This is a genomic window from Nocardia yunnanensis (genome assembly GCF_003626895.1).
Taxonomy (GTDB): Bacteria; Actinomycetota; Actinomycetes; order Mycobacteriales; family Mycobacteriaceae; genus Nocardia; species Nocardia yunnanensis.
Map to the genome: position 1 here is coordinate 3,163,699 of NZ_CP032568.1, position 24,675 is coordinate 3,188,373.

Consider the following 24,675-nt stretch of genomic DNA (forward strand, 5'->3'; position numbering starts at 1 on the left):
TCAGCCCCACGTCATTTCGCCCATGGCGACCTTGGCGCCGATCTGGGCGGCGATCAGCATGCCGTTGTCGGGGTAGCGCCGGACCAGGGCCTCGGTCAGCGCGGCGGCATCGGCGGCCCGGGCCAGTTCTTCGTCGAAGGCCACCAGGTACTCGCGGGTGCCGGCGATGGCGGAGGCGTCGGCAGCCGTGCCGGGCAGGCGATGGCCGGGCACCACCAATTCCGGTGCCAGCGCGGTCATTTCGTCGAGCAGCGCGATCCAGGCCGCGCGCTCCTCGACGGTGGGGGTGTCGGCGACCCAGACGTGTTCGCGCTGGAACAGCAGGACGCCGCCGAGGATCGCCCGCTGCTCGGGCTGCCACAGGTAGTGCCGATCGTGCAGTTCGGCCGGGCCGCCCTTCAGTTCGAAGCGATGGCCCTCGAAGGTCAGATCGCCGGTGAGCGGCTTCAGATCGACCAGTCGCGTGGGCAGGTTGGGGCCCAACGCCTGCCAGGCTTGCAGCTTGCCCTGGTAGGAGTGCTCGATGTGTTCGATCACCTGCGGGGTGGCCACGAAGGTCGCCTCGGGGAAGGCGTCGGCGAGAACCTCGGCGCCGAAGTAGAAGTCGGGGTCACCGTGGCTGATGAACACGGTGGTCAGCCGCTTGCCGGAGTCGAGGACGGCCGCGGCGAGCCGGTGGCCGTCGGCGCGGGTGAAGCCGGCGTCGACCAGCAGGGCGTCGTTCTCACCGGTGACGAGTGTGGCCGTCTTGTTCTTGGATCCGACCGGGAAGTCTAGGTCCAGGACGGTGAAAGTCAGTGTGCTCATGGGGAATTCCTTCCGGATTCGCAGGGGATGGGTGATCAGGACACGGCCGCGAGGCGCGATTCGACCTCGTCGGCGGCGGACTCGGAGTCCATGACGAACGATCCGTCGGCGATCAACCGCTCGTACGCGTGACCGATCAGTAGGCGTCGAAGACATACACGAGCTTCATCGGAGACCTCGGCATCGGTTGGGTGCTCGCGGGTTCGCGGCTGTTCACCTGACACAACATTGTCTGACTAGTCAGATATTTCTCGTCATGAAGCGGCGGCCGTCACACCGGCTTGAGACCGGGGCGAGAGCCGTGTGTAGTCATTAGACCAGCGGAAACGTCCGCAGGCCGTCAGGACAGCCGGGGCAGCGCGTCGCGCGCCGATCGGCTCAGGATGCGCAGATCCTCGACGAACCGGTCGCGATCCCGCGGGGGAAGCGGCTCCAGAAAGTAGTGGCGGATGTTCTCCGCGTGGGTGCGCGAGGCCGCCACGGTCACCTGCGCGCCCTTGTCGGTCAAGCGCACCTTGCGCCCGCGCCGATCGCCGGGGTCGGGCGCGCGCTCCACCAGCCCGGCCGCCTCCATGCGGTCCACCAACCGGGTCGCGCCGCCGGTGGTCAGCACCTGCTCCTGCGCGATCGCCCGCATGGACAGCCCCTCGCCGCCCGCGCGCCCCAGAATCAGCAGCACCTCGTACATGAGATGGCTGATCCCGTACTCCTTCTCGAGCGCCCGCCCCAGAATGAACTCCAGCCGATTCGCCGCCCCCTGCAACCGCCCGAACGCCAGCACCAGCGCATTGTTCGCGGCCTCCGCCGGCGTCGAGATCTCGCCCCGATCCTCCACGACCCGCCTCCTCTCCGTGCCCCTCAACCTATTCCACGGGGAGGGCGTGGATCCGGCGCCACCCTCAGCCGTCGCCGCGGGCGCGGCCGCCGAGGACGCGCTGCAGCAGGATGAACACCAGCAGCAGCGCGCCGATGACGATTCTGGTCCACCAGGAGCTGAGGGTGCCTTGGAAGTTGATGACGGTCTGGATGATGCCGAGGGTGAGGACGCCCAGGACGGTGCCGAGTACGAAGCCGGAGCCGCCGGAGAGCAGGGTGCCGCCGATGACCACCGCGGCGATGGCGTCGAGTTCCATGCCGACGGCGTGCAGGCTCCAGCCCGACAGGGTGTAGAGGGTGAACAGGATGCCGCCCAGGGCCGAGCAGCCACCGCTGATGGCGTACGCGGCGATCTTGGTGCGCGCCACCGGAAGTCCCATCATGAGCGCGGACTGCTCGTTGCCGCCGAGTGCGTAGATCGTGCGCCCCAACCGCGTGTAGTGCAGCACCACGAACGCGACCGCCACCACCGCGAGCGCCACCAGCATGCTCACCGACACGAACACCGAGGATCCGAAGTGGATGCGCTGCTGGGCCAGCCGGGTGTAGGTGGGATCGGTGATGGTGATGGAGTCGGTGCTGATCACATAGGACAGGCCCCGGGCGAGGAACATGCCCGCCAGCGTCACGATGAACGGCTGGATCTCGAAATAGTGGATCACCGCGCCCATGCCCGCGCCGAACACGGTGCCGCCCACCAGGATCAGCGCCATCACCAGCGGTGCGGGCCAGTGGTGCACGGTGACCAGCCACGCCGAGATGACGGTGCTGACCGCCAGTACCGCGCCGACCGACAGGTCGATGCCGCCGGTGAGGATGACGAAGGTCATGCCGACCGCCAACACCAGCAGAAAGGCGTTGTCGATGAACAGGTTCACGAAGACCTGCGGGTACCCGAACGCCGGATAGCGGGCCACCCCGACGCCGTACATGACGGCGAACAGCACCGCGGTCGCCAGCACGGGTACGTAGCGATCACCCTGTCGGACAACGTTTTTCCAGGCCGGACGGGGCTGCGGCGCGGGCGCGGTGGTGGGTTCGACAGTCGTGGGCGCGCTCATCGGTGCACCGCCTCTCCCGTTGGTTCGATGGACGCCGGTTCGTCGGCCGCGGTAGCGGGTACGCGACGCCGGCCGCGGCGTGCGCGAAACACCTTGGCGCGGAACGCCGGTGATTGCACCAGACAAACCGCGATCACCACGAGGGCTTTGAACAGCAAGGTGGTCTCCGGCGGTACGCCGATGGTGTAGATGGTGGTGGTGAGCGTCTGAATCACCAACGCCCCCAGCACGGTTCCGCCGAGATGGAATCGTCCCCCGGTGAGCGCGGTGCCGCCCAGCACCACCGCGAGGATAGCGTCGAGCTCGATCCACAGTCCGGCGTTGTTGCTGTCGGCGGCGGAGACGTTGGAGCTGGTCATCAGCCCGGCCACGGCGGCGCACACCGCGCACACGACATACACCCCGACGATGAGCCCGCCCGCGCGCACCCCCACCAGCCGGGAGGCGCGGGCGTTGCCGCCGACCGATTCCAGCAGCAGCCCCAGGGCGGTGCGCCGCAGCAGCAACGCCACCAGCGCCGTGACGGCCACGGCGACGAGTACCGGCACCGGCAGCGTCGCGAGGAATCCGCCGCCGATCACGTGGTAGGGGCTGCTGTTGATGGTGATGATCTGGCCCTGGGTGATCAGCTGCGCGAGCCCGCGCCCGGCGACCATGAGAATGAGCGTGGCCACGATGGGCTGAATATGGAAGCGCGAGACCAGGATTCCGTTCCACAGTCCCAGCGCCGCCCCGACCGCGATCGCGAGCGCGATGGCCACCAGCACCCCGCCGAGCGCGTTCTGGTCGGCCATCTTGCCGATGCGCAGGCAGGCCAGCGCGCCGGCGATGGCGACCACCGCGCCCACCGACAGATCGATGCCGCCGGTGGCGATGACCAGGGTCATGCCGACCGAGATCAGCACCAGCGGAGCGCCATAACGCAGGATGTCGATGGGACCGCCGTAGAGGTGGCCGTCCTGCATGCGGACCGACAGGAACCCGGGGGTGTGGACGACGTCCACGATCAGCAGCGCGACCAAGGCCAGCGCGGGCCAGAACAGCCGGTGGCGCAGCACGGGGAGGAGTCTGTTGTTCATGAGGCAGTACCGCTCGCAATGGTTTCCATGAGCCGGTCCACGGTCAACGCGGAGGTGTTGGCCAGTTCGGCGACCAGGCGGCGGTCGCGCAGCACCTCGACCTTGTGGGACAGTCGCAGCACCTCCTCGAGTTCCGCGGAGATGAACAGCACCGCCATCCCCTCCTCGGCCAGCGACAGCACCAGGCGCTGAATCTCGGCCTTGGCGCCGATGTCGATGCCGCGGGTGGGCTCGTCGAGGATCAGCAGTCGCGGCTGGGTCACCAGCCACCGCGCCAGCAGCACCTTCTGCTGATTGCCGCCCGAGAGCGACCGGACCGGCAGTTTCGGGTCGGACGGTGTGATACGCAGTGCCGCAATATATTTCGACACCAGTTCGGCGCGCTGCCGGGCCGGTATCGGCCGGGCCCAGCCGCGGGCGGCCTGTGCGGCGAGCAGAATGTTCTCCGCCACCGACAGTTCCAGCACCAGCCCGTCGGTCTTGCGGTCCTCCGGGCAGAACGCCAGCCGCTGTGCCACCGCGGCGCGGGGCGAGCGCAGAGGAGCGGCCGCGCCCGCGGCCTGGACGGTGCCGGTGGCCGCGCGGTCGGCGCCGAACAGCAGGCGGGCCACCTCCGTGCGGCCGGAACCGAGCAGGCCGGCCAGCCCGACCACCTCGCCCGCGTGCACGGTCAGGTCGAAGGGCTCGACGGAGTTGCGTTTGCCGCCCAGACCCGTTGCGGTGAGCACGGGTTCGGTGGCGGCGGCGCGCTCGCTCGGCCCGCCGTGCTGGGTGCCCTCGTGCTCGATCTGCTCGAGCACGTCGGCGGCGCTGCCCAGCATGCGCGACACCAGGCTCTTGTGGGTCAGCTCGGCGACCGGGTATTCCCCGACCAGTGTCCCGTTGCGCAGCACCGTGGCCCGGTCGCACAGCGCGAAGATCTGGTCGAGGAAGTGGGTGACGAACAAGATCGCGACCCCGTCGCCGGCCAGCCGGCGCATCAGCCGGAACAGCTGCTGCGACTCACCGGCGTCCAGCGAGGAGGTGGGCTCGTCCAGCACCAGCACCCGCGCGTCCAGGTCGACGGCCCGCGCGATGGCGATGAGCTGTTGCACCGCCAGGGAATACGAGCCGAGCCGGGCGGTGACGTCGACGTCCAGCCCCATTCGCGACATCAGTGCCGCCGCCGCGCGGCGCATGACCGAGAACCGCACCAGCCCGGCGCGGCGCGGTTCCCGGCCGATGTAGATGTTCTCCGCGACAGACAGATTCGGGCACAGGTTGACCTCCTGGTACACGGTGCTCACCCCGGCGCGCTGGGCCTGCTGGGGCCCGGTGAAGCGCACCGGCTGCCCGCCGAGCCGGATGGTCCCGGTATCGGCGGGGTGAATTCCGGTGAGCACCTTGATGAGTGTCGATTTGCCCGCGCCGTTCTCGCCCACCAGGGCGTGGATCTCACCGGGGAACAGCCGCAGGTCGACCGCGGTCAGTGCGGTCACCGCGCCGAATCGCTTGCCGATGCCGGTCATCGACAGCAGCGGCGCGGTGCTCGAGTGCGACATCGTCATCAGTACTTGCGCTGGGGGAGTGCGGCCGCGGCCTGCTCGGGGGTGAAGGTGGTCTCGGTGGTGACGATGCGATGATCCACCGGCTGACCGGCCTTGACCTTCTTGACCAGATCCATCAGTTGGGGTCCGAGCAGCGGATTGCATTCCACCACATAGTTTTCCTTGCCGTCGACGAGCGCCTGCAGCGCGTCGTGCACCCCGTCGATGGACACGATCTTGATGTCCTTGCCCGGCTCGAGCCCGGCCTCCTCGATGGCCTGGATGGCGCCCAGGGCCATATCGTCGTTGTGGGCGAAGAGCACGTCGATCTTCTGATGCGAGGCCAGGAACGCCTGCATGACCTCCTTGCCCTTGGCGCGGGTGAAATCGCCGGTCTGCGAGGCGACGATCTTGAACTTGGGATCGGCCCCGATCAGGTCCAGGAAGCCCTTCTTGCGGTCGATCGCCGGTGCGGACCCCGTGGTGCCCTGCAACTCGGCGATGTTAACGGTCTCATTGGAGCCCTTGTAGGTGTCGAGCACCCACTGCGCCGCCTTGCGGCCCTCTTCGACGAAGTCCGAGCCCAGGAAGGTCGCGTAGTAGGAGGGATCCTTCGAGTCCACCGCGCGGTCGGTCAGGATCACCGGAATCTTGGCGTCCTTGGCCTCCTTCAGCACGGTGTCCCACCCGGATTCGACCACCGGCGAGAACGCGATCACATCCACCTTCTGCTGGATGAACGACCGGATCGCCTTGATCTGGTTCTCCTGCTTCTGTTGTGCGTCAGCGAATTTCAGGTTGATCCCGGCATCCTTGGCGGAGTCCTGGATGGATTGGGTGTTGGCCGTGCGCCAGCCGCTCTCGGCCCCGACCTGGGAGAATCCGAGAGAGGTTCCACCACCCCCGGATCCGCCTCCGCAGGCGGCCGCCGTGGCGGCGACGAAGGTGAGGGTGCTGGCGACGATGACAAGCCTCTTGAACACGAGGTCTCCCTTGCGGCGAACAGTTGATGAGGGGGAGGTCCTGATAGTGTTAACGCTCACATTGATGCCGTCAAGGGTCGATTCGAACCCGTACGCTGAATCCGTCTGGCCGAGACAGTCGAAAGGTGTGGACGTGAGGGACAACGAGAAGGTTGCCGACGGTGCTGCGCCGCAGCCCACGCGGCCCGCGGTCATGATCGACGTGGCCAAGCGGGCCGGGGTTTCGCACCAGACCGTGTCCCGGGTGCTCAACGACAGTCCGCAGGTGCGGCCCGAGACCCGGGAGCGGGTGTTGCGGGCGGTCGAGGAGCTGGGGTATCGGCCCAACGCGATGGCTCGGGGGCTGGTGAGCCGGCGGTCGAAGGTGCTGGGCGTGGTCACTTTCGACACCGTGCTCTACGGCCCGGCGTCGATGTTGCTGGGGATCGAGCGGGCGGCGCGGGCGGCGCGGTACGGGGTGAGCATCGTGACCTTGCAGCGCGCCGATCGGGCCGAGGTGCTCGAAGCCGTGGGGACGCTGGCCGATCAGGGCGTGGACGGGGTGATCGTGATCGCGCCGCTGATGGTCGCGGCGGCGGCGCTGCACAGTTTGCCCGCCACCCTGCCCGCGGTCGCGGTGGAGGCCGGGCAGGACGCGGGCCTGCCCTCGGCGTCGGTGGATCAGGTGGAGGGGGCGCGGCTTGCTGTGCGGCATCTGCTGGATCTGGGACACGAAACCGTCTGGCACATCTCGGGACCCAATGGCTGGCTCGAATCGCGTGATCGCGTGGACGGGTGGCGGCAGACATTGCAGGAGGCGGGTGCGGCGGTGCCGCCGATCATCGCCGGGGACTGGAGCGCGCGCTCGGGATACGAGGCGGGACCGGTGCTGGCGGCGCAACCCGGGGTGACAGCGGTCTTCGCCGCCAACGATCAGATGGCCCTGGGGTTGCTGCGCGCCTTCGCCGAACGCGGATTGCGGGTGCCCGAGGATATTTCGGTGGTCGGGTTCGACGACATCCCCGAAGCCTCCTACCTGTCGCCGCCGCTGACCACGGTGCGGCAGGATTTCGACGAGGTCGGCCGCCGCAGCATGCGAATGCTGCTGACGCTCATCGAATCCGATGGCCAGTCCCTCGAATCCCCGCAGGTGATACCGACTCTCGTCGTCCGGGACAGCACGGCGGTGCCGCGGGCGCGCTGACCCTCAGAGCCGCTCCCAGCTCCACGTGGACTCCACGCGGAGCGGGGCGTCCGCGCGGACGAGGCGCGGCATGGTGTTGACCCCGTTGGGCGGGCCGGATTGGGGCTCGACGCAGACCGCGTCGGGCTCCCGGTCGTACACGACGACCCACTGTGCGGGGCTGCGCACCCGCAGCCGCAATCGCCCGGGCCAGGTCACTGTGACGTCGACACCGTCGGGCATGCCGAAACAATCGTCCCAGGGCCCTGTTTCGGGTTCGATGCGCGTGCCGGTGGGCAGATAGTCGGGTCCGCGCAATTCCTGCCAGTTCGGCGTGAAGTCGAGCCGTACGGGCGCGCCGCCCAGCGTGCGCAGGAACCATGGGTGCCAACCCGCCTGCGCGGGAAAGGATTCCGAATCGGTCTCCACCTCGAGACTCAGGGTGAGTCCGTCGGGTGTGAGCTCGAATCGCTGAGTGACCCGACCGGCGAACGGCCACGGCGCGGTGAGCGAATGCGACAGTGTCGCACAGACATCGGACGCCTCGACCACCTCCCAGCTCCTGTCCCGCGCCGTCCCGTGGATGGCGTGCGGCGGCGCGTTGCGCGGCAGCTGGTAGCTGCCCCCGGCCGTGCGCAGCCGCCCGTCGGCCAGTCGCCCGCAGAAGGGCACCATGGGAAAGCACCCGTATCCCTCGCCCTGCTTCAGGATCTCCGACCCGGCGATGACGAGGCTGGTGACGACCCCGCCGTGCGAGGCGATCCGCAGCCGGACATCGGCGGTCTCGAGCGTCACGCTGCCGTGCTCGATCATGCTGGTACTCCGCACCTTTCGGGTCAGGCGGCAGCGCGCTTCTTGTTGTAGACGTCGAAGGCCACCGCGGCCAGCAGTACCAGGCCCTTGATCACCTGCTGCCAGTCGCTGCCGACGCCGAGCATGGACATGCCGTTGTTCATCACGCCCATCACCAGCGCGCCGACGATCGCGCCGACCACGGTGCCGATGCCGCCGCTGGCGGACGCGCCGCCGACGAATGCCGCGGCGATGGCGTCCAGTTCGAAGTTCTGCCCCGCCTTGGGGGTGGCCGCGCCCAGCCGGGCGGCGAAGATGATGCCCGCCAGCGCCGCCAGCACCCCCATGTTGACGAACACCCAGAAGGTATTGCGCCGCGTGTCCACGCCCGAGAGCGCCGCGGCCTTCTCGTTGCCGCCCACGGCGTAGACGCGTCGCCCGATCACGGTGCGGTTCATGACGAACGAGTACGCCACGATGAGCACCACCAGGATGAGCCCGATCACCGGCAGCCCGTTGTAGGAGGCCAGCACGAACCCGAACGCCCCGATCAGCACGCCCAGCGCCGTCATCTCCGCGACGAACAGCGCCCGCGGCCCGGCCGGCAGCCCGTAGGAACGCCGGCGCCGCCGCACCCGCATGCGCGACCACACCAGCGCCACGACGGCCGCCACCGCCAGCAGCAGCGTGAGCCCGTGCAGCTCACCGGTTTTCAGATGCACCACGATGCCGTGCTGGAAGCCGTCGAACACGACAGCGTGAATCGGCAGCCAGTTGGGCAGATAGCCGCCCGCGATATTGATGAAGCCCTGCGGGAACGGCCCGATCGACTGGCCTTGCAGCAGCAGCTGCGCCAGCCCGCGAAACAGCAGCATCCCGCCGAGGGTGACGATGAACGCCGGGATCCTCACGTACGCGATCCAATAGCCCTGCCACACCCCGATCACCGCGCCCAGCAGCAGCCCGGCCACCACCACGACCGGCCACGGCCAGTGCCAGTGCACGATGGCGATGCCGGTGAGCGCGCCGACCAGCGCGCACACCGAGCCGACCGACAGATCGATGTGCCCGTTGATGATCACCAGCATCATGCCGACGGCCAGCACCAGGATGTAGCCGTTCTGCAGGATCACATTGGTGACGTTGAGCGGGGTCAGCAGGCTCACCCCGTCGGTGAGCCGCACCGTGGTCAACACCTGGAACAGCACCGTGATCGCGACCAGGGCCACGATCATCCCGTACTGGCGGACATTGCCGCGCAGAGTCTTTCGCAGCGTCGCGAGTGCGCCGAGGCGGCCGCCGGCGGTGGCGGCCACGATGGCGTCGGGGTTCTCCTCGTCCTTCAATCGGTCGAGCAGGGTCATCGCGCCATCACCTCCGGGGCGTTCGCGTCGCGGGTCATCAATCGCATGAGTGCCTCCTGGGTGGCCGCGGCGGCGGGCAGCTCACCGGTGATGCGGCCCTGGCTCATCGCGTAGACGCGATCGCACAGGCCCAGCAGTTCCGGCAGTTCCGACGAGATCACCAGCACGCCTTTGCCTTCCGCCGCCAATCGCTGAATGATCAGGTAGATCTCGTATTTCGCGCCCACGTCGATGCCGCGGGTGGGTTCGTCGAGAATGAGCAGATCGGGTTCGGTGAAGATCCATTTGCCCAGCACCACCTTCTGCTGGTTGCCGCCCGACAGCGTGCCGACCTTCGCGAAGACGGTGGGCGCCTTCACCGTCAGCCGGGTGCGCAGGTCCTCGGCGGCGGCCACCTCGGCGTGGGTGTCGATGACCGAATGTCGTGACACCGCCGCCAGATTGGCGAGGGTGAAGTTGCGGCGAATGTCCTCGTCGAGGATCAGCCCGAGCTGTTTGCGGTCCTCGGACACGTAGGCGATCCCGGCGGCGATGGCCTCCGGCACCGTCGACACCTTCACGGGCGCACCGTCTTTGCACACGGTGCCGCGAACGTTGCGCCCGTAGGAGCGGCCGAAGACGCTCATGGCCAGCTCGGTGCGGCCCGCGCCCATGAGCCCCGCCAGCCCGACGATCTCCCCGCGCCGCACGTGCAGCGACGCACCCCGCACGACGTGCCGGCCCGCGATGGTGGGGTGATCGACGCTCCAGTCCTGGATGTCGAAGAACACCTCCCCGATCTCGGGATCCGGACGCGGCGGGAACCGATGGTCCAGATCGCGGCCCACCATGCCCTTGATGATGCGGTCCTCGGTGACGGTCCCGTCCACCTCGAGGGTCTCGATGGTGTGCCCGTCGCGCAGCACCGTGACGGTGTCGGAGACGGCCAGCACCTCGTTGAGCTTGTGCGAGATGAGAATCGAGGTGATCTGCTGGCCCTGCAACTCGCGCAGCAGCGCCAGCAGACTGTCGCTGTCGGCCTGGTTGAGCGCGGCAGTCGGTTCGTCCAGGATCAGCAGCCGCACCTGTTTGGCCAGCGCCTTGGCGATCTCCACCAGTTGCTGTTTGCCGACACCCAGTGCGGCGACCAGGGTTTCGGGATCCTCGAGCAGGCCGACGCGCTGCATGAGCAGCATGGCCTGCCGGTTGGTCTCCTGCCAGTCGAGAATGCCGCCGCGGGTGCGTTCGTTGCCCAGGAAGATGTTCTCCGCGATGGACAGCTGCGGCACCAGCGCCAGCTCCTGATGGATGATCGCGATGCCGGCGGCCTCGCTGTGGCGGATGTCCTTGAAGGCCATCTCGTTGCCGTCCATCAGGATTCGCCCGCGGTAGCTGCCGTGCGGGTAAACACCCGACAGCACCTTCATCAACGTGGACTTGCCCGCGCCGTTCTCGCCGACGAGGGCGTGGATCTCCCCCTCGGCGACCGAGAGGTCGACCTCGTCGAGCGCTTTCACGCCCGGGAATTCCATGGTGATCGAACGCATTTCGAGAATGTTCGCGGTCATCGGCCGCACCCGCCTTCCGCTGCTATTGCAGGTCCTTGTCGGTGTAGTAGCCGGTGTCGATGAGCGCGGCCCGATAGTTGGCCTTGTCCACCGAAACCGGTTGCAGCAGATAGGAAGGCACCTTCTTGACCCCGTTGTCGTAGGAGGTGGTGTCGTTGGTTTCCGGGGTGCCGCCGGTGAGAATGGCATTGGTCATCTGCACCGCGCGTTTGGCCAGCTCGCGCGTGTCCTTGAACACCGTCTGCGTCTGCTCGCCCGCGATGATCGACTTCACCGACGCCTTCTCCGCGTCCTGACCGGTCACGATCGGCATCTTCTTGGGCCCGCCGTAGCCGACCGATTTCAGCGCCGACAGAATGCCGATCGAGAGCCCGTCGTAGGGCGAGAGCACCGCGTCCACATTCGCCGAGGCGTAGTGCGCCGAGAGCAGGTTCTCCATCCGCGACTGCGCGGTCGCGCCGTCCCAGCGCAGCGTGGTCACTTGATCGACCTTCGTCTGCCCGGAACGCACCACCAGCTTGCCGCCGTCGATGAGCGGCTGCAGCACCGACATCGCGCCGTCGAAGAAGAAATAGGTGTTGTTGTCGTCGGGCGAACCGGCGAACAATTCGATGTCGAACGGCCCCTTGCCGTCCTTCACACCCAGGTGATCGACGATGTAACTCGCCTGCAGCACACCGACTTTGAAATTGTCGAACGTCGCGTAATAGTCGACATTGCCGGTGTCGCGAATGAGCCGGTCGTAGGCGATGACGGCGACCTTGTTCTGTTTGGCCTGCGCCAGCACCCCGGTCAGCGACTTGTTGTCGATGGCCGCGATCACCAGCGCCTTGGCGCCCTGGGTGAGCATGTTCTCGAGCTGGGAGACCTGCGTCTCGATGACGTCCTCGGCGTACTGCAGATCGGTGGTGTAGCCCAACGCCTTGAACTGGTTGACGATATTGTTGCCGTCCGCCACCCAGCGTTCGGAACTCTTGGTGGGCATGGCGATTCCGATGCGCCCGCCCGCGCTCTTGCCGCCGCCGGAACTGCCGCTGTCCACCGAACAGGCGGCGGCCGCCAACAATGCGACGGATCCGCCCGCGATGCTGAAGAAATCGCGGCGATTGATGCCGGTCATGTACTGGCTCCTTGTCAGACCTGAACGAATTCGATTCCGGTGATACGGCAGAACACCCGCCAGTCCGCGGCGTGGCGACCGAGATTGAGGACCTGATGGTGCGGTCCGCCCGCGGCCAGCCACCCGTCCATGCAGGCGCGCACGCCGGTGTCGGGCCGGAACTGCCCGTAGGGCATCTCGAGTTGCGGCAGCGGCGGCGCATCGAGCACCTCGCCCTCGGAGACCACCAGCCGGAATCGCTCGTCGCCCAGCGACACCAGGCACGCCAGGGTGGCCGGACCGGGCCGGTAGCGGAACAGGAAGGTCGGCGGGGCGTCGAGCTTGCCGATGCCGAGTTCGCGGTGGATCAGACGCACCGGTTCGTCCGCGCGGGCGACGCGCCAATTGCCTTCGCCCATATGGCTCATCAGGATCGAATCCGACGGGAAGTCCATGGCGTACATCTCGGTGAAATGGCCGTCGCCGATGAGCTGATGCCCCGCGTAGACCATGGCCGCGGCCATGGCGTCGCCTTCCGCGCCGTACCCGTAGCCCTTGGCCATCAGGCTCGACGCCGCCGCCAGCGGCAGCCGCCGGAACCGGCCGTCCTCGCCGATGGCGTCGAAATGCGTGGAGTACGCGCGAATTCCGCGGTCGGTGAGAATGCGTTCGATGGCGATCTGCATGCGGGCGTGGTCCTCGCGTTCGAGCGCGGTCAATGCCGGATCGACGTCGAATTCCGCGTTCTCCCAATCGATCAGCGCCTTGACCTCGTCGTCGGTGACGTCGCGGGTGCCGCGGTGCAGATCGCCGGGGGCGAGGTAGCTGATCTCCGGTCCCAGCGCGCGCAGCAGCGCGTTCTCGTCGACGCGGATATCGCCCATATCGTTCATGGCGTAGCCGAACACGCCGACCTTCAACGACTTCCACGCCGTCACCGCCCGCGCGGCGCGCGCCCACCGGTCGACCTCCTCGCGGAAGCGCGGGCTGCGCCAGTCCTCGGTGAGCACCTCGAACGGCCGCCCGGCGCGCACCATGGCGTTGGCGGTGTCCTGCGCGCCGTGGATGCCCTGGTTGTAGGTCATGTCGGCCATGTCCCAGGCGTCGGTGACGGCGGGTTCGGGCTGAATATTGGCCAGCAGCACCGGCATTCGGTTCTCGTTGAACAGCCGCGCCACCCGCATGGCCGGGCCGTAGGTCAGCAGCACCACCATGACCCCGTCGAGATCGGCGTTGCCGAATTCGCGCATGACCGCCTCGGCGTCGGCGCGATCCTTGACCGGGCGGCCGACGGTCCAGTCGGCGACATCGGCGAGCTGGTCGGCGATCGCCTCGGCATAGCCGGCCTGGCGTTCGGTGATGCCGGGAATCATGTGGTCGTAGAGGGCCTGCATGATGCCCAGCAGGCCGATGCGCGGCTTCCGGGCGGTGGCCGTCGGGACGGAGGCCAGGGACGCTGTCACGGTGATAACTCCTTTGTCAGAACCGGAAATTCGCCGGTGCGAACGTGCCGGCGCGAATCAGCGCTGGCCGTACACGTTCTGGTAGCGGTCGTGCAGGCGGTCGACGGCCGCCTGCGGGATCGGGGCGGGCGCGCCCAGCGCGCAGGCCAGATGCGCGGTGCGGGCCACGTCCTCGCACATGACCGCGGCCTTCACCGCCGCGCGCGCGTCGCCGCCGAGCGCGAACACGCCGTGATTGCGCATGAGCACGGCGGGGGAGCGATGCCCGGCGAGGGTTTCCACCACGCCGCGCCCGATCTCGTCACCCCCGATCAGGGCGAACGGCCCGACCGGGATCTCGCCGCCGAACTCGTCGGCCATGGCGGTGAGAATGCACGGAATCGGTTCGGCCCGTGCGGCCCACGCGCTGGCGAAGGTCGAATGCGTGTGCACCACCCCGCCCACGTCGGGCATGTGCCGGTAGACGTAGGCGTGCGCGGCGGCGTCGCTGGACGGGGTCAGGTTGCCCTCGACCGCGCGGCCGTGCAGGTCGCACACCACCATCGAGCCCGGGGTCAGTTCGTCGTAGGACACGCCGCTGGGCTTGATGACCATCAGGTTCTCTCCCGGCACCCGCGCCGACACATTGCCCGCGGTCCACACCACCAGATCCCAGCGCACCAGTTCGCGGTGCAGATCGACCAGGTGTACGCGCAGCGCGGCCAGGGTGGATTCGAGCGTGGTCATACCGTCGTTACCTCGATGCGTGCGGAATTGCGAATGCGGCGCAGCCGGTGCAGTACCTCGCTGCCGCCGCGGCCGAAATGGTCGTGCAGGGCGCGGTATTCGGCGTAGAGGGCGTCGTAGGCGTCGGCGCGGGCGGGATCGGGCAGGTAGGCGTCGCGGTCGACGCGGCCCATCACCGCCGAGGCGGCGGCCACATCCGGATACGCGCCCGCCGCCACCGCGGCATGGATGGCCGAGCCCAGCGCGCAGCCCTGCTCGGAGCCCAGCACCGACAGCGGCAGGCGGGTGACGTCGGCGTAGATCTGCATGAGGACCCGGTTCTTGACCAGTCCGCCCGCCACCGTCAGCCCGCGCACGGAAATGCCCGCGGTCTCGAAGGATTCGATGATGGTGCGGGTGCCGAACGCGGTCGCCTCGAGCAGCGCGCGGTAGATGTCCTCGGGCCGGGTGGCCAGGGTCAAACCCACCAGCACGCCCGACAGGTCGTGGTCGACGAGCACGGATCGGTTGCCGCCCAGCCAATCCAGCGCGAGCAGGCCGTGTTCGCCGACGCGCTGGCGTCCCGCGAGTTCACTGAGATAGGTGTGCGGGTCCATGCCCAGCGCGGCGGCCTCGTCGCGGTAGCGACCGGGCAGCGCGGTCTCCACGAACCAGGCGAAGATATCGCCCACCGCGCTCTGCCCGGCCTCGTAACCCCAACGGCCGTGCAGGATTCCGCCGTCGACGACGCCGCACATGCCGGGCACCTCGGCCAGGCGGTCGGCGTTCATGACATGGCAGGTGGAGGTCCCCATCACCGCCAGCATCTGGCCGTCCCCCACGGCCTGCGCCGCGGGCGCGGTGACGTGGGCGTCGACATTGCCGACGGCCACCGCGATCCCCGGGCGCAGGCCGGTCCACCGCGCCGCCTGCTCGGTCAGGCCGCCGGCACGACCTCCGAGCGGCGACAGCGGGTAGGCGAGCTTCTCGACGAAGTCGGCGAAGCCCGGATTCAAGGCGGACAGATACTCCGGGGAGGGCCAGACGCCGTCCTGATGCAGACCCTTGTACCCGGCGGTGCACACATTGCGGGTCTCCTGCCCGCACAGCTGCCAGACGATCCAGTCCGCGGCCTCGATGAAACGCGCGGTGGCGGCGTAGATCTCGGGATCCTCCTCGAGCAGCTGCAGCCCCTTGGCGAATTCCCATTCGCTCGAGACGCGGCCGCCGTAGCAGGCGATCCAGGGTTCGCCGCGCTCGTGCGCCACCGCGGTGACGCGGTCGGCCTGCGGCTGCGCGGCGTGGTGCTTCCACAGTTTCGGATAGGCGTGCGGGCGGCCCGCGTACTGCGGCAGCCGGCACAGCGGCGTCCCGTCGGGGGTGGTCGGCAGGACCGTGCACGCGGTGAAATCCGTTGCGATGCCGATGATCTCGTCCGGGTCGATGCCGGCCGCGCGGACGGCGGCGGGCACCGCGACGCGCAACACCTCGAGATAGTCCTCCGGATCCTGCAGTGCCCAGTCCGGTGGCAGTGTCGCTCCGGTGGCGGGCAGTTCCCGCTCGATTACTCCGTGCCGGTATTCGCAGACCGCTGTTCCGAGTTCCGCGCCGTCGCGCACCCGCACGACCAGGGCGCGGCCGGACAACGTACCGAAGTCGACACCGACGACATACTTGTCGGCCATGTAGTGCTCCCAGCTATGTTAACGCGCACATTGTTACTCACGACACTATGGCGGTGTCAACCCTCGGGCGGCGGCGGGCATCGACAGCAAGCGTCCAGCGCACTGTCTTCGCAGCTAGTCGCCCCTGCGTGCCGCCAGGGGCGCTGAACGGCCGAGCGCTGTCACGCCATCGGGCGGGACGGTGGTGAATGTGAACGCTCACGCAACCCTGGGGCGCCCGGATCGTGGTGCTGGACATCGTCTTCGGTGATTCCTCGTGTGCCGGCCGGGGTGGCCGAGTAGTGTCCGGTCCACTTAGTTCAATGTCTGAACAAAGTGGAGGATGGACATGCTAGCGCCTACACCCGCGGACAAGTTCTCTTTCGGCCTATGGACGGTCGGCTGGCGGGGGCGAGACCCCTTCGGGGACGCCACCCGCCCCGAACTCGACGCGGTCGAGGCCGTGCACCGGCTCGCGGAACTCGGGGCCTACGGGCTGACATTTCACGACGACGACCTGTTTGCCTTCGACGCCTCCGCCGCCGAACGCGAGCGCCGGCTCGAGGCCTTGCGAAAAGCGTTGGCCGAGACCGGATTGACGGTGCCGATGGTGACCACCAACCTGTTCACCCACCCGGTGTTCAAGGACGGCGGCCTCACCAGCAACGATCGGGAGGTGCGGCGCTTCGCGCTGCGCAAGGTGCTGCGCAATGTGGAATTGGCGGCCGAGGTGGGCGCGCGCACCTACGTGCTGTGGGGCGGGCGCGAAGGCGCGGAATACGACAGCGCCAAGGATGTGCGCGCGGCCCTGGACCGCTATCGCGAAAGCCTGAACCTGCTCACCGAATTCGTCCGCGACCGCGGTTACGACCTGCGCTTCGCCATCGAACCCAAACCCAACGAGCCGCGCGGCGACATCCTGCTGCCCACCGTCGGGCACGCGCTGGCGTTCATCACCACCCTCGAGCACGCGGAGCTGGTGGGCGTGAATCCCGAAGTGGGACACGAGCAGATGGCCGGACTGAACTTCGCGCACGGCATCGCGCAGGCGCTGTGGCAGGGCAAACTGTTCCACATCGACCTCAACGGTCAGCGCGGCGTCAAATACGATCAGGATCTGGTGTTCGGGCACGGCGATCTGATGAACGCCTTCAGCCTGGTGGATCTGCTCGAGCACGGCGGCCCCGACGGCGGTCCCGCCTACGACGGTCCGCGGCACTTCGACTACAAGCCCTCCCGCACCGAAGATCTCACCGGCGTCTGGGATTCGGCCGCCGCCAATATGCGCACCTACCTGCTGCTCAAGGAACGCGCCCGCGCCTTCCGCGCGGATCCCGAAGTGCGGGCGGCGCTCTCGGCGGCGGGCGTGGACGACCTGCGCGCGCCCACGCTGGACGCGGGGGAGGGGTACGCGGATCTGCTCGCCGACCCCCGCGCGGCGGACTTCGACCCGGACCGGGCCGGGGAGCGCGGGTACGGTTTCGTGCGGCTCAATCAGCTTGCGCTGGAACATCTCCTGGGCGCACGGTGACCGGATGACACTGGTCGCGGGGGTCGATTCCTCCACTCAATCCTGCAAGGTCGTCGTGCGCGACGCCGAGACCGGGCGGCTGGTGCGGTCCGGTCGGGCGCCGCATCCGCCCGGCACCGAGGTGCATCCGGAACACTGGTGGACCGCGCTGCGGCGGGCGATCGCCCAGGCCGGCGGGCTCGACGACGTCGCCGCGCTCGCCGTGGCCGGGCAACAGCACGGTCTGGTGTGCCTGGACGCGGACGGCGGCGTCGTGCGAGACGCGTTGCTGTGGAACGACACTCGCTCCGCGGACGCGGCGGAGAAACTCGTCGACGAGCTGGGCGCGGCTGTGTGGGCGCAGCGCACCGGCTCGGTGCCGGTGGCCTCCTTCACCGTCACCAAGCTGCGCTGGCTGGCCGAACACGAGCCCGACCACCTCGCCCGCACCGCGGCGGTATGCCTGCCGCACGATTGGCTCACCTGGCGATTGCGCGGCGGCGCCATCGATTCGGTGACCACCGACCGCTCCGACGCCTCGGGCACCGGCTATTTCGATTCCGTCACCGGGGAGTACTGCCTCGATCTGATCGAATTGGCCTGTGGCCGAACCGATCTGGTCCTGCCTGTAGTGCTGGAACCGGACGGGTCTACGAGGTCGGCGTCCGGGCTGCGACTGGCGGCCGGTGCGGGCGACAATGCGGCCGCGTATCTCGGGGTGGGCGCGGGCACGGATGTGGTGGTGTCCCTGGGCACCTCGGGGGTCGTCTCGGCGAGCTCGCCGCGCCGCCCGGCCGACCCGACCGGCATCGTCGCCGGTTTCGCCGACGCCACCGACCGCCATCTGCCGTTGGTGTGCACCCTCAATGCCGCCCGCGTCCTGGACACCACCGCCGGTCTGCTCGGCATCGACCTGCCGACGCTGAGCGAACTGGCGCTGTCGGCCCCCGCCGGGGCGGAAGGCGTGGTGCTGGTTCCCTACCTCGACGGCGAGCGCACCCCCAACCTGCCCTTCGCGACCGGGGCCCTGCACGGACTGACCACCGCGACCGCGACCCGCGCCAACCTCGCCCGTGCGGCCGTGGAGGGCATGCTCTGCGGTATCGCCGACGGCCTGGAAGCCTTGACTGCACAAGGGGTTTCGACCCCCGCCGTCCGTTTGATCGGCGGCGCGGCGGCGCTCGCGGCCGTGCGGGAGATCGCGCCCACGGTGTTCGGCGTGCCCGTGCTGGTGCCCGAACCCGGCGAATACGTGGCCGACGGCGCGGCGCGCCAGGCCGCGTGGGCGCTGACCGGCGGGGACGCGCCGCCCGCCTGGCCCGAATCCGCGAGCCCCGCACGGACCTACGAGGCGCCCGCGGTGGCGGCGATCCGCGAACGCTACCGTGACGCTCGAACGAAATACGTGCGGCGATGACAGCGAGGTACTAGGCGATGACGATCAGGCATCCCCTGCGATGACCCTGCCCACCCCCGTCCACCTGCGGCAGGTCCGCGACGGCAACCTCCAGTCGCTGCTGTTGGCCCTACTCGACGGCCCGGCCTCGCGCGCCGAACTCGCCCAGCGCACCGGCCTGACCAAGGCCACCGTCGCCAGCCTCGTGGAACCCCTGCTGCGCCACCACATCCTGACCGAAGACCCCCTGGTCAACACCGGTCGCGGCCGGCCGTCGCGCCCGCTGCGTTTCTCCGAGGCGGCCCCGGTCGCGATCGGCGCGGAGGTCAATGTGCGCCACCTCGCGGTCACGGTGCAGCGGCTGGACGGGGCCACCGTCGCCGAAACGCGGATCGACATCGACAATCGCCACCGCGACGCCGACGATCTCGTCGCCCGGCTCGCCGAACTGATCGAGTCGGTGAGCGCCGCCTCGGTCCGCGAGTCGCTGGGCGTCGGGCTGGCGGTGCCGGGCATCGTGCACGACGGCACGGTCGTGCACGCACCGAATGTGCCCGGTCTCATCGACATTCGGATCGGCGACCGCCTGGCCGCCGCGCTCCGACAGCCGACCGTGGCGGTGGACAACGAGGCCAACCTCGCCGCCCTCGCCCACGTCTGGCCGCGCCGCCTGGCCGGCGACGATTTCGTCTACGTCTCCGGCGATGTCGGCATCGGCGCCGGAATCGTACTCGGCGGTGACCTCTTTCGCGGCCGCAGCGGATTCGCCGGCGAACTCGGCCACGTCATCATCGAACGCACCGGCCGCCCCTGCACCTGCGGCGGCCACGGCTGCGTCGAACAGTACGCGGGCCTACACGCCATCCTCACCGCCGCGGGCCGCCCAACCCTGGAAGCGTTGCGTCTCGCCCTGGCCCAGGGCCAGACCCAGGACCTCTCCGCGGTGGACGCCGCCGGTACGGCACTGGGCACCGCCCTGGTGTCGCTGATCAATGTCTGCGACGTGGCGACCGTGGTACTCGGCGGCAGCTACGCCACCTTTTTCGACGATCTCGCCCCGGCAGTCCGCGCCGCCCTCGACGTTGGCGTGCTGGCCGCTCGCCGCCCGGTCGGCCTGGCGGTGTCACCCCTGGGTGACAACGCCGTCGTGCGTGGCGCGGCCGCCCTCGTCACGCGCCGCTGCTGCCTCGCACCAGAGTCGCTGCTGACCGCCATGGCGTCGGGTCGATGATCCAGTAGGTCAAGTTCGGATGCGAATGATCGGGGCCGGCCGTTCCGGCGACGTTTTCGGTGGGCCGACTGCTGGACGACGGTCCTCCATGCGGTGATGGACGGCCGGAATCTGCTCTGGTGCCCCACCTGTCAGCTCGCTGAACCACCGAGAGCGCTCGGCTTGAATCAGAGCGCTACACGTCAGCCGCGGACTGCACCCTCCGGCCAGACGATGTCGACGGGAAGGTTTCTGTCCCTGGCGAGTTCTACGACCGTGCCTGTTCCGCCCTGCTCGCTGGGCTTACCGTCCCACACCGCGATCAACCGGTCGCACGTCCCGACGACGGCCTCATTGGCCGCCTCGTACGCTTCTCGGCCCGCGTCGTCGAACTCCATCACTCGGACGTTATCCGCGCGGGACACCAGGTCATCGAACTGCTCGGCATGGTCGGGCTTCACCTTTCGCTCTCGGTAGTTGCGTGACGGCAGAACAACTTCCAGTCGACCGCCAGCGTCGAGAACCGCTTGTGCGAACACGCTGTCCGCCCCACGCGCGATGCAGCTGACACCGACCAGTTCTGCTGGATCTCCCGCTTCGGCGAGTAGGCGGGCAATCTGCGCGTAGACCAGCGGGACGGAATCCGCGGTGATGTTCATGTGCCCGGTGACGCCGATGCGAGTCATGTCCACTTCTATACCGGGTCGGCGGCGAGCTCGCGCATCCTGTCCCGCAACTCCGCCACGATGCGGACGTTCGCCACGTATTCGGTGCGAGCGAACATCTCCCGCAGCTTGACCCGGACACGGTCGGACGCAGTTTGCTCAACCGTGGACAACGCTGCGTGCCCCAGACGGCACGCCTCCTCGAGTTCCCCCTGGATCAGGCGGGCTTCCGCCAGCCCGAGTTGATCAAGTGCCGTACTGCGCAACCGATTCGGCTGCCGCAACGTGATTGCCCTATCGATCTGTTCGGCGGCCTCGCGCGCGAATTCGGGTGTGCGCTGGGACATTTCGAGCAGCCGACCGCCGATCGTGCCCGCCATCTCCGACTCGTCGAAATAGCCGATCCAGTAGGGGTCGCTCGAGGGGATGGTCTCGGTCATGCTCTCCTGCGCCCGATCACACGCGCGGTGAAACGCTGAAGGCCGATCGAGATGGGCGTAAGCTCAGGCTTCGCGGGTACGCAGCATTGCTTGGACCGTCGGTGTCGCGTTCACGGCTTGGTCTTGTGCCAGACGCACGAGTTCCAAGGCGTCCGCGGTGCGGCCGAGGCACAGTAGTTGTCGTGCCATCCCGGCGAGGGAGTTGGCGGCGAAGGCCGAGTCTCCTGCTGCGCGTGCTGCTCGGACGGCGAGCACGTAGTAGCGCTGTGCGGTGGCTTGTTGTCCGGAATCCCATGACATCGTCGCCACGCTGCGTCGCGCGGTCCTGCGCCGCACCCGAACCGTCGCCGACCTGCCCGATCTCCCCGAAGCCCAGATCGAGGTGCTGCGCGTGCTGTCGGCCGTGGGCTCGGCCACACCCCGCGAGGTCGCCGACCGCCTGCGCATGGCCCCCTCCACCATCAGCAACCTGCTGCGCACCATGACCGCGGCCGGCCTGGTCTCCCGCACCGCCTCCGAAACCGACCTCCGGGTCGTCCATCTGGCCCCCTCACCTACCGCCCGCGACCTCCTCGACCGCTACGACCAGGCCAGCGCCCACACCCTCCTCACCGCCATCGAGTCCCTGCCCCCCGCCCGCCGCAAGGCCCTCTGGTCCGCCCTCCCCGCCCTCACCGACCTCCTGACCGAACTCGAACGCACACCCTGAGGCGGGGTAACGGGGCAGCGGGTCGACCGGTTACACGAGGGAGCGCACCAGGTCGGCGATTTCGGGCAGCACCGCATCCTCGACTCGGATCTCCCTGTCCACCAAGCCGTTCGCGTGGAACAGGTCCGCGGCGTGCTGCTGTTCGGCGATGAAATCGGCGTCCAGGGGCAGCAGGCCCCAGGGGCGGGTGCGTAGCGCGTGCTCCCATTCGGCGGTCGGGCGGCCGTCGTCGGCGCTGAAGAGGGCCGCGGCGGCGGCCGGGTCCTGCTCGATCCAGCGGTCGGCGGCTTGCAGGGCGGTGAGGATCGCGGTGAGTTCCGGGCGGTGGGTGGTGGCGAAGTCGCGGGTGGTGAACCACAGGGAGCGGTGGCTGAACAGGCCGGCGGTGGGGATCACGTCGGTGAGGTCGGCGTGCGCCTCGACCTGGGTGAGGAAGGGGTAGGAGCCGACCCAGGCGTCGACCTCGCGGTCGAGGAAGCGCTGGGCCGCATCGCCGTACGCGTCGACGGGCTCGATATCGCTCCAGGTGAGGCCGACCTGTTCGAGGGCGAGCAGCAGCAGGGTGGTCTGCCAGGAACCGTGACCGAGCGCGACCCGCTTGCCCTTCAGGTCGGCGGGGCCGGTGATGCCGGAATCGGCGTGCGCGACGATGCGGCCGTTCTCCACCCGGGGCCCGGAGACGGCGAGGTAGACGATGTCGTGGCCCTTGGCCTGCGCGGTGATCGGCGGGGTGGCGCCGGTGCCGATGACGTCGTAGCCGCCGTCGAAGAGGTGATCGCCGTGCGCGGAGGGCAGGGCCCGAGTCGGGTCGACGCGCGGATTGCCGAGGGTGCGCAGATCCACCCATTCCACCTGCGGCAGTGACTGTTCCAGGATGCCGAGGTGCCGCAGCACCCACAAAGTGTTGTTCTGCGGGAAGTAACCGATGCGAATCGTCATGGATCTCAAGCCTTTCCGGCGGGTTGGTGCAGTAGGGGCAGAACGTGGCGGCCGACGCGGCGCGCCTCCTCCAGATGCGGGACGCCCGCCAGGATGAAGGCGTCCACGCCGAGCGCGATGAGTTCGTTGAGCCGGTCGGCGACCTGGCGGTAGGAGCCCACCAGGCCGAAGGCCGGTCCGGGACGCAGCCGATGGAAGCCGCCCCACACATTCGGTTCGACCTCGAGCGCGCGATGGTCGGCGCGGTCGGCGCCGGCGGTGAAATCCTGACTGCGCCGCCAGCCCACCGAATCGCCCGCGGACTCTTCGGTTTCGGGCGCGGCAGACCAGCCCGCGGCGATCTCCGCCCACGCCTCCTCCTCGGTCTCGCGGGCCAGCACGTCGATGCGCACCGCGAACTTCGGCGGCTTCGTCGCGGCCGCGCGCACCGACGCGAACTTGGCGGCCAGCGCGTCGAACGGTTCCAGCCACGACAGGTAGTAGTCGGCGTGCCGTCCGGCGGCGTCGATGGCGGCGGGGGAGGAACCGGAGAAGAAGATCTCCGGGAAGGGCTGCCCGGCAAGCAGTTCCGGCAGCCCGCCGTCACGCACGGTGTAGAAGCGGCCCTCGTGCTGGAAGTTCCCGTCCCCGTACCAGACGCCCTTCAGCACATCGAGGAACTCGGAGGTGCGCGCGTACCGATCGTCGTGGTCGATGGCGTCACCCCACCACAGCTGCGCGGGCCCGCCTCCGCCGGAGATGATGTTGTACACCAGCCGGCCGCCGGTGGCCCGCTGCAGGGTGGCGCTCATGCGGGCCGCCTGCACCGGGTGCAGGAAACCGGGCTGAAACGCGACCATGAAACGCCACGTGCGGGTTTCGGCGGCCAGGATGGCGGCCGCCGCCCACGGATCGTCGGTGTGCGGGAACGACGGCAGCAGCCCGCCGACGAACCCGGATTCCTCGGCCGACCGGATCACCTCGGCCATGTAGTCGGCGTGGGTGAAGCTGTCGGCCGCCCCGCCGCGTCGCCCCGGGGCGAGCGCATCGGGCAGGTCGGGCGCGAAACCGCCACGGCTGCCGCCCGGGCGGCGCAGGGAGGTTTGATCGCCCTCCATGGCGATGCGCCAGTAGATGTCAACCATGAGCCGCCTCCTTCTCGCCCAGTGCGAACACCTCGCCCGGATCGTGTCCGACCTCGACGAACCCCGCCGTCCCGCGACCGTCCACCCCTTCGAGGTACACGGCCGGAAACGCGCTGTCCGACAGCGGTTTCGGCAGACCACCGGGGGTGTGCCAGAACTCGTGGGCCACGGCCAGGAATCGCTCCCGGCCCGGATCATCGGCGGAGAAGTGCCAGCCGAACCGGCCGCCGGAGAACCGCTGCAACGACGCCGACAGCTTCGAGATGTATTGCGGCGTCGAGATACCGGTGTCGAAGGCGGCGACGATCTCGACATACCGGGTCGCCCGCAACAGCGCGGCGGCGGTCACGAGAGCTTCGGGGCCGTCCGGATCGAACGGCACCAGCACCCCGGCCAGCCCGGCCAGATCCGCCGCGCGCGCCAGCGACAGCGCCGAATCCTGAGGTGCCGGCCGCAGATCGGTGACGAACCCCGGCAGCCGCGCCGGCGGCGGTGCCGTGGCCGCACCGGGCAGCACGATGTGTGTCATGGAAATCCTTTGGGAGGGAACGGAA

The 24,675-nt window shown here is 68.9% G+C and carries 23 protein-coding genes and 2 pseudogenes; 6 read left to right on the plus strand and 19 right to left on the minus strand.

Going from position 1 to position 24,675, the window contains the following annotated elements; genetic code table 11:
- From D7D52_RS14735 to D7D52_RS14765, 6 genes are all read right to left on the minus strand, one after another.
- The gene (locus D7D52_RS14735; protein ID WP_120736901.1) at nucleotides 1–807 is read right to left on the minus strand and encodes an MBL fold metallo-hydrolase; all 807 of its coding nucleotides are present in this window, start codon (nucleotides 805–807) and stop codon (nucleotides 1–3) included.
- 340 nt (nucleotides 808–1,147) lie between these two features.
- Nucleotides 1,148–1,642, minus strand: coding sequence for a MarR family winged helix-turn-helix transcriptional regulator (locus tag D7D52_RS14745; protein ID WP_120736904.1), 495 nt, complete (start codon nucleotides 1,640–1,642; stop codon nucleotides 1,148–1,150).
- A 64-nt stretch (nucleotides 1,643–1,706) separates the two neighbouring features.
- Nucleotides 1,707–2,744: a galactofuranose ABC transporter, permease protein YjfF gene (gene yjfF, locus D7D52_RS14750; protein ID WP_120736906.1), complete on the minus strand. Its 1,038-nt coding sequence runs from the start codon at nucleotides 2,742–2,744 to the stop codon at nucleotides 1,707–1,709.
- Nucleotides 2,741–3,823: an ABC transporter permease gene (locus D7D52_RS14755; protein ID WP_120736908.1), complete on the minus strand. Its 1,083-nt coding sequence runs from the start codon at nucleotides 3,821–3,823 to the stop codon at nucleotides 2,741–2,743. The genes yjfF and D7D52_RS14755 overlap by 4 nt, the downstream gene beginning before the upstream one ends.
- Complete coding sequence (locus D7D52_RS14760) at nucleotides 3,820–5,364, minus strand: sugar ABC transporter ATP-binding protein (protein WP_246023869.1); 1,545 nt, start codon at nucleotides 5,362–5,364, stop codon at nucleotides 3,820–3,822. Before D7D52_RS14760 ends, D7D52_RS14755 begins: the two co-directional genes overlap by 4 nt.
- A gap of 5 nt (nucleotides 5,365–5,369) precedes the next feature.
- Nucleotides 5,370–6,332 (minus strand): ABC transporter substrate-binding protein, encoded by a 963-nt coding sequence (locus tag D7D52_RS14765; RefSeq protein ID WP_120736910.1) that lies wholly within the window; start codon nucleotides 6,330–6,332, stop codon nucleotides 5,370–5,372.
- A gap of 133 nt (nucleotides 6,333–6,465) precedes the next feature.
- On the opposite strand from D7D52_RS14765, the gene D7D52_RS14770 reads away from it, so the two are divergent.
- Nucleotides 6,466–7,515 carry a LacI family DNA-binding transcriptional regulator gene (locus D7D52_RS14770; protein ID WP_246023870.1) on the plus strand — a complete coding sequence of 350 codons (1,050 nt, stop codon included), beginning with the start codon at nucleotides 6,466–6,468 and terminating at the stop codon, nucleotides 7,513–7,515.
- A gap of 3 nt (nucleotides 7,516–7,518) precedes the next feature.
- Here the strand turns inward: D7D52_RS14770 and D7D52_RS14775 are convergent, their stop codons facing one another.
- From D7D52_RS14775 to araB, 7 genes are read right to left on the minus strand one after another with little or no spacing between them, the layout of a single operon-like run.
- The gene (locus D7D52_RS14775) at nucleotides 7,519–8,307 is read right to left on the minus strand and encodes an aldose epimerase family protein (protein WP_120736912.1); all 789 of its coding nucleotides are present in this window, start codon (nucleotides 8,305–8,307) and stop codon (nucleotides 7,519–7,521) included.
- Between the two features lie 23 nt (nucleotides 8,308–8,330).
- Nucleotides 8,331–9,650, minus strand: coding sequence for a multiple monosaccharide ABC transporter permease (gene mmsB, locus D7D52_RS14780; protein ID WP_120736914.1), 1,320 nt, complete (start codon nucleotides 9,648–9,650; stop codon nucleotides 8,331–8,333).
- Entirely contained in the window at nucleotides 9,647–11,197 is a 1,551-nt protein-coding gene (gene mmsA / locus D7D52_RS14785; protein ID WP_120744121.1) for a multiple monosaccharide ABC transporter ATP-binding protein, read from the minus strand. The genes mmsB and mmsA overlap by 4 nt, the downstream gene beginning before the upstream one ends.
- A gap of 22 nt (nucleotides 11,198–11,219) precedes the next feature.
- A complete protein-coding gene (chvE, locus tag D7D52_RS14790) occupies nucleotides 11,220–12,317 on the minus strand; it encodes a multiple monosaccharide ABC transporter substrate-binding protein (protein WP_120736916.1) in 1,098 nt (365 codons plus the stop codon).
- Between the two features lie 14 nt (nucleotides 12,318–12,331).
- Entirely contained in the window at nucleotides 12,332–13,759 is a 1,428-nt protein-coding gene (locus D7D52_RS14795) for an L-fucose/L-arabinose isomerase family protein (RefSeq protein WP_246023871.1), read from the minus strand.
- Nucleotides 13,760–13,816: 57 nt separating this feature from the next.
- Nucleotides 13,817–14,485, minus strand: a complete 669-nt coding sequence (locus D7D52_RS14800; protein ID WP_120736918.1) for an L-ribulose-5-phosphate 4-epimerase — start codon at nucleotides 14,483–14,485, stop codon at nucleotides 13,817–13,819.
- Complete coding sequence (araB, locus tag D7D52_RS14805; RefSeq protein ID WP_120736920.1) at nucleotides 14,482–16,149, minus strand: ribulokinase; 1,668 nt, start codon at nucleotides 16,147–16,149, stop codon at nucleotides 14,482–14,484. The genes D7D52_RS14800 and araB overlap by 4 nt, the downstream gene beginning before the upstream one ends.
- 328 nt (nucleotides 16,150–16,477) lie before the next feature.
- On the opposite strand from araB, the gene xylA reads away from it, so the two are divergent.
- The 4 genes and pseudogenes from xylA to D7D52_RS40315 all read left to right on the plus strand — a co-directional run.
- A complete protein-coding gene (gene xylA / locus D7D52_RS14810) occupies nucleotides 16,478–17,659 on the plus strand; it encodes a xylose isomerase (protein WP_120744123.1) in 1,182 nt (393 codons plus the stop codon).
- Between the two features lie 4 nt (nucleotides 17,660–17,663).
- Nucleotides 17,664–19,055 carry a xylulokinase gene (gene xylB, locus D7D52_RS14815; RefSeq protein ID WP_120744124.1) on the plus strand — a complete coding sequence of 464 codons (1,392 nt, stop codon included), beginning with the start codon at nucleotides 17,664–17,666 and terminating at the stop codon, nucleotides 19,053–19,055.
- 40 nt (nucleotides 19,056–19,095) lie between these two features.
- Nucleotides 19,096–20,265 carry an ROK family protein gene (locus tag D7D52_RS14820; RefSeq protein ID WP_120736922.1) on the plus strand — a complete coding sequence of 390 codons (1,170 nt, stop codon included), beginning with the start codon at nucleotides 19,096–19,098 and terminating at the stop codon, nucleotides 20,263–20,265.
- A 75-nt stretch (nucleotides 20,266–20,340) separates the two neighbouring features.
- Nucleotides 20,341–20,394, plus strand: a pseudogene (locus tag D7D52_RS40315) (hypothetical protein); the annotation flags it as partial.
- Between the two features lie 53 nt (nucleotides 20,395–20,447).
- On the opposite strand, the gene D7D52_RS14830 reads toward D7D52_RS40315, so the two are convergent.
- The 3 genes and pseudogenes from D7D52_RS14830 to D7D52_RS38690 form a co-directional block, all read right to left on the minus strand.
- Nucleotides 20,448–20,930, minus strand: coding sequence for a hypothetical protein (locus D7D52_RS14830; RefSeq protein ID WP_120744125.1), 483 nt, complete (start codon nucleotides 20,928–20,930; stop codon nucleotides 20,448–20,450).
- An 8-nt stretch (nucleotides 20,931–20,938) separates the two neighbouring features.
- Nucleotides 20,939–21,400 (minus strand): annotated as a pseudogene (locus D7D52_RS38685) (NsdA family TPR-like regulatory protein); the annotation flags it as partial.
- 12 nt (nucleotides 21,401–21,412) lie between these two features.
- Nucleotides 21,413–21,649 carry a hypothetical protein gene (locus D7D52_RS38690; protein ID WP_222932830.1) on the minus strand — a complete coding sequence of 79 codons (237 nt, stop codon included), beginning with the start codon at nucleotides 21,647–21,649 and terminating at the stop codon, nucleotides 21,413–21,415.
- On the opposite strand from D7D52_RS38690, the gene D7D52_RS14840 reads away from it, so the two are divergent.
- Nucleotides 21,621–22,058, plus strand: coding sequence for a MarR family winged helix-turn-helix transcriptional regulator (locus D7D52_RS14840; RefSeq protein WP_222932831.1), 438 nt, complete (start codon nucleotides 21,621–21,623; stop codon nucleotides 22,056–22,058). The genes D7D52_RS38690 and D7D52_RS14840 overlap by 29 nt on opposite strands.
- 30 nt (nucleotides 22,059–22,088) lie before the next feature.
- On the opposite strand, the gene D7D52_RS14845 is transcribed toward D7D52_RS14840, so the two are convergent.
- From D7D52_RS14845 to D7D52_RS14855, 3 genes are read right to left on the minus strand one after another with little or no spacing between them, the layout of a single operon-like run.
- On the minus strand, nucleotides 22,089–22,997 hold the full coding sequence (locus D7D52_RS14845) for an ABC transporter substrate-binding protein (protein WP_120736924.1): 909 nt from the start codon (nucleotides 22,995–22,997) through the stop codon (nucleotides 22,089–22,091).
- Nucleotides 22,998–23,002: 5 nt separating this feature from the next.
- The gene (locus D7D52_RS14850) at nucleotides 23,003–24,121 is read right to left on the minus strand and encodes an LLM class flavin-dependent oxidoreductase (protein ID WP_120736926.1); all 1,119 of its coding nucleotides are present in this window, start codon (nucleotides 24,119–24,121) and stop codon (nucleotides 23,003–23,005) included.
- Nucleotides 24,114–24,650: an LLM class flavin-dependent oxidoreductase gene (locus D7D52_RS14855; protein WP_120736928.1), complete on the minus strand. Its 537-nt coding sequence runs from the start codon at nucleotides 24,648–24,650 to the stop codon at nucleotides 24,114–24,116. Before D7D52_RS14855 ends, D7D52_RS14850 begins: the two co-directional genes overlap by 8 nt.
- Nucleotides 24,651–24,675: the final 25 nt, after the last annotated feature.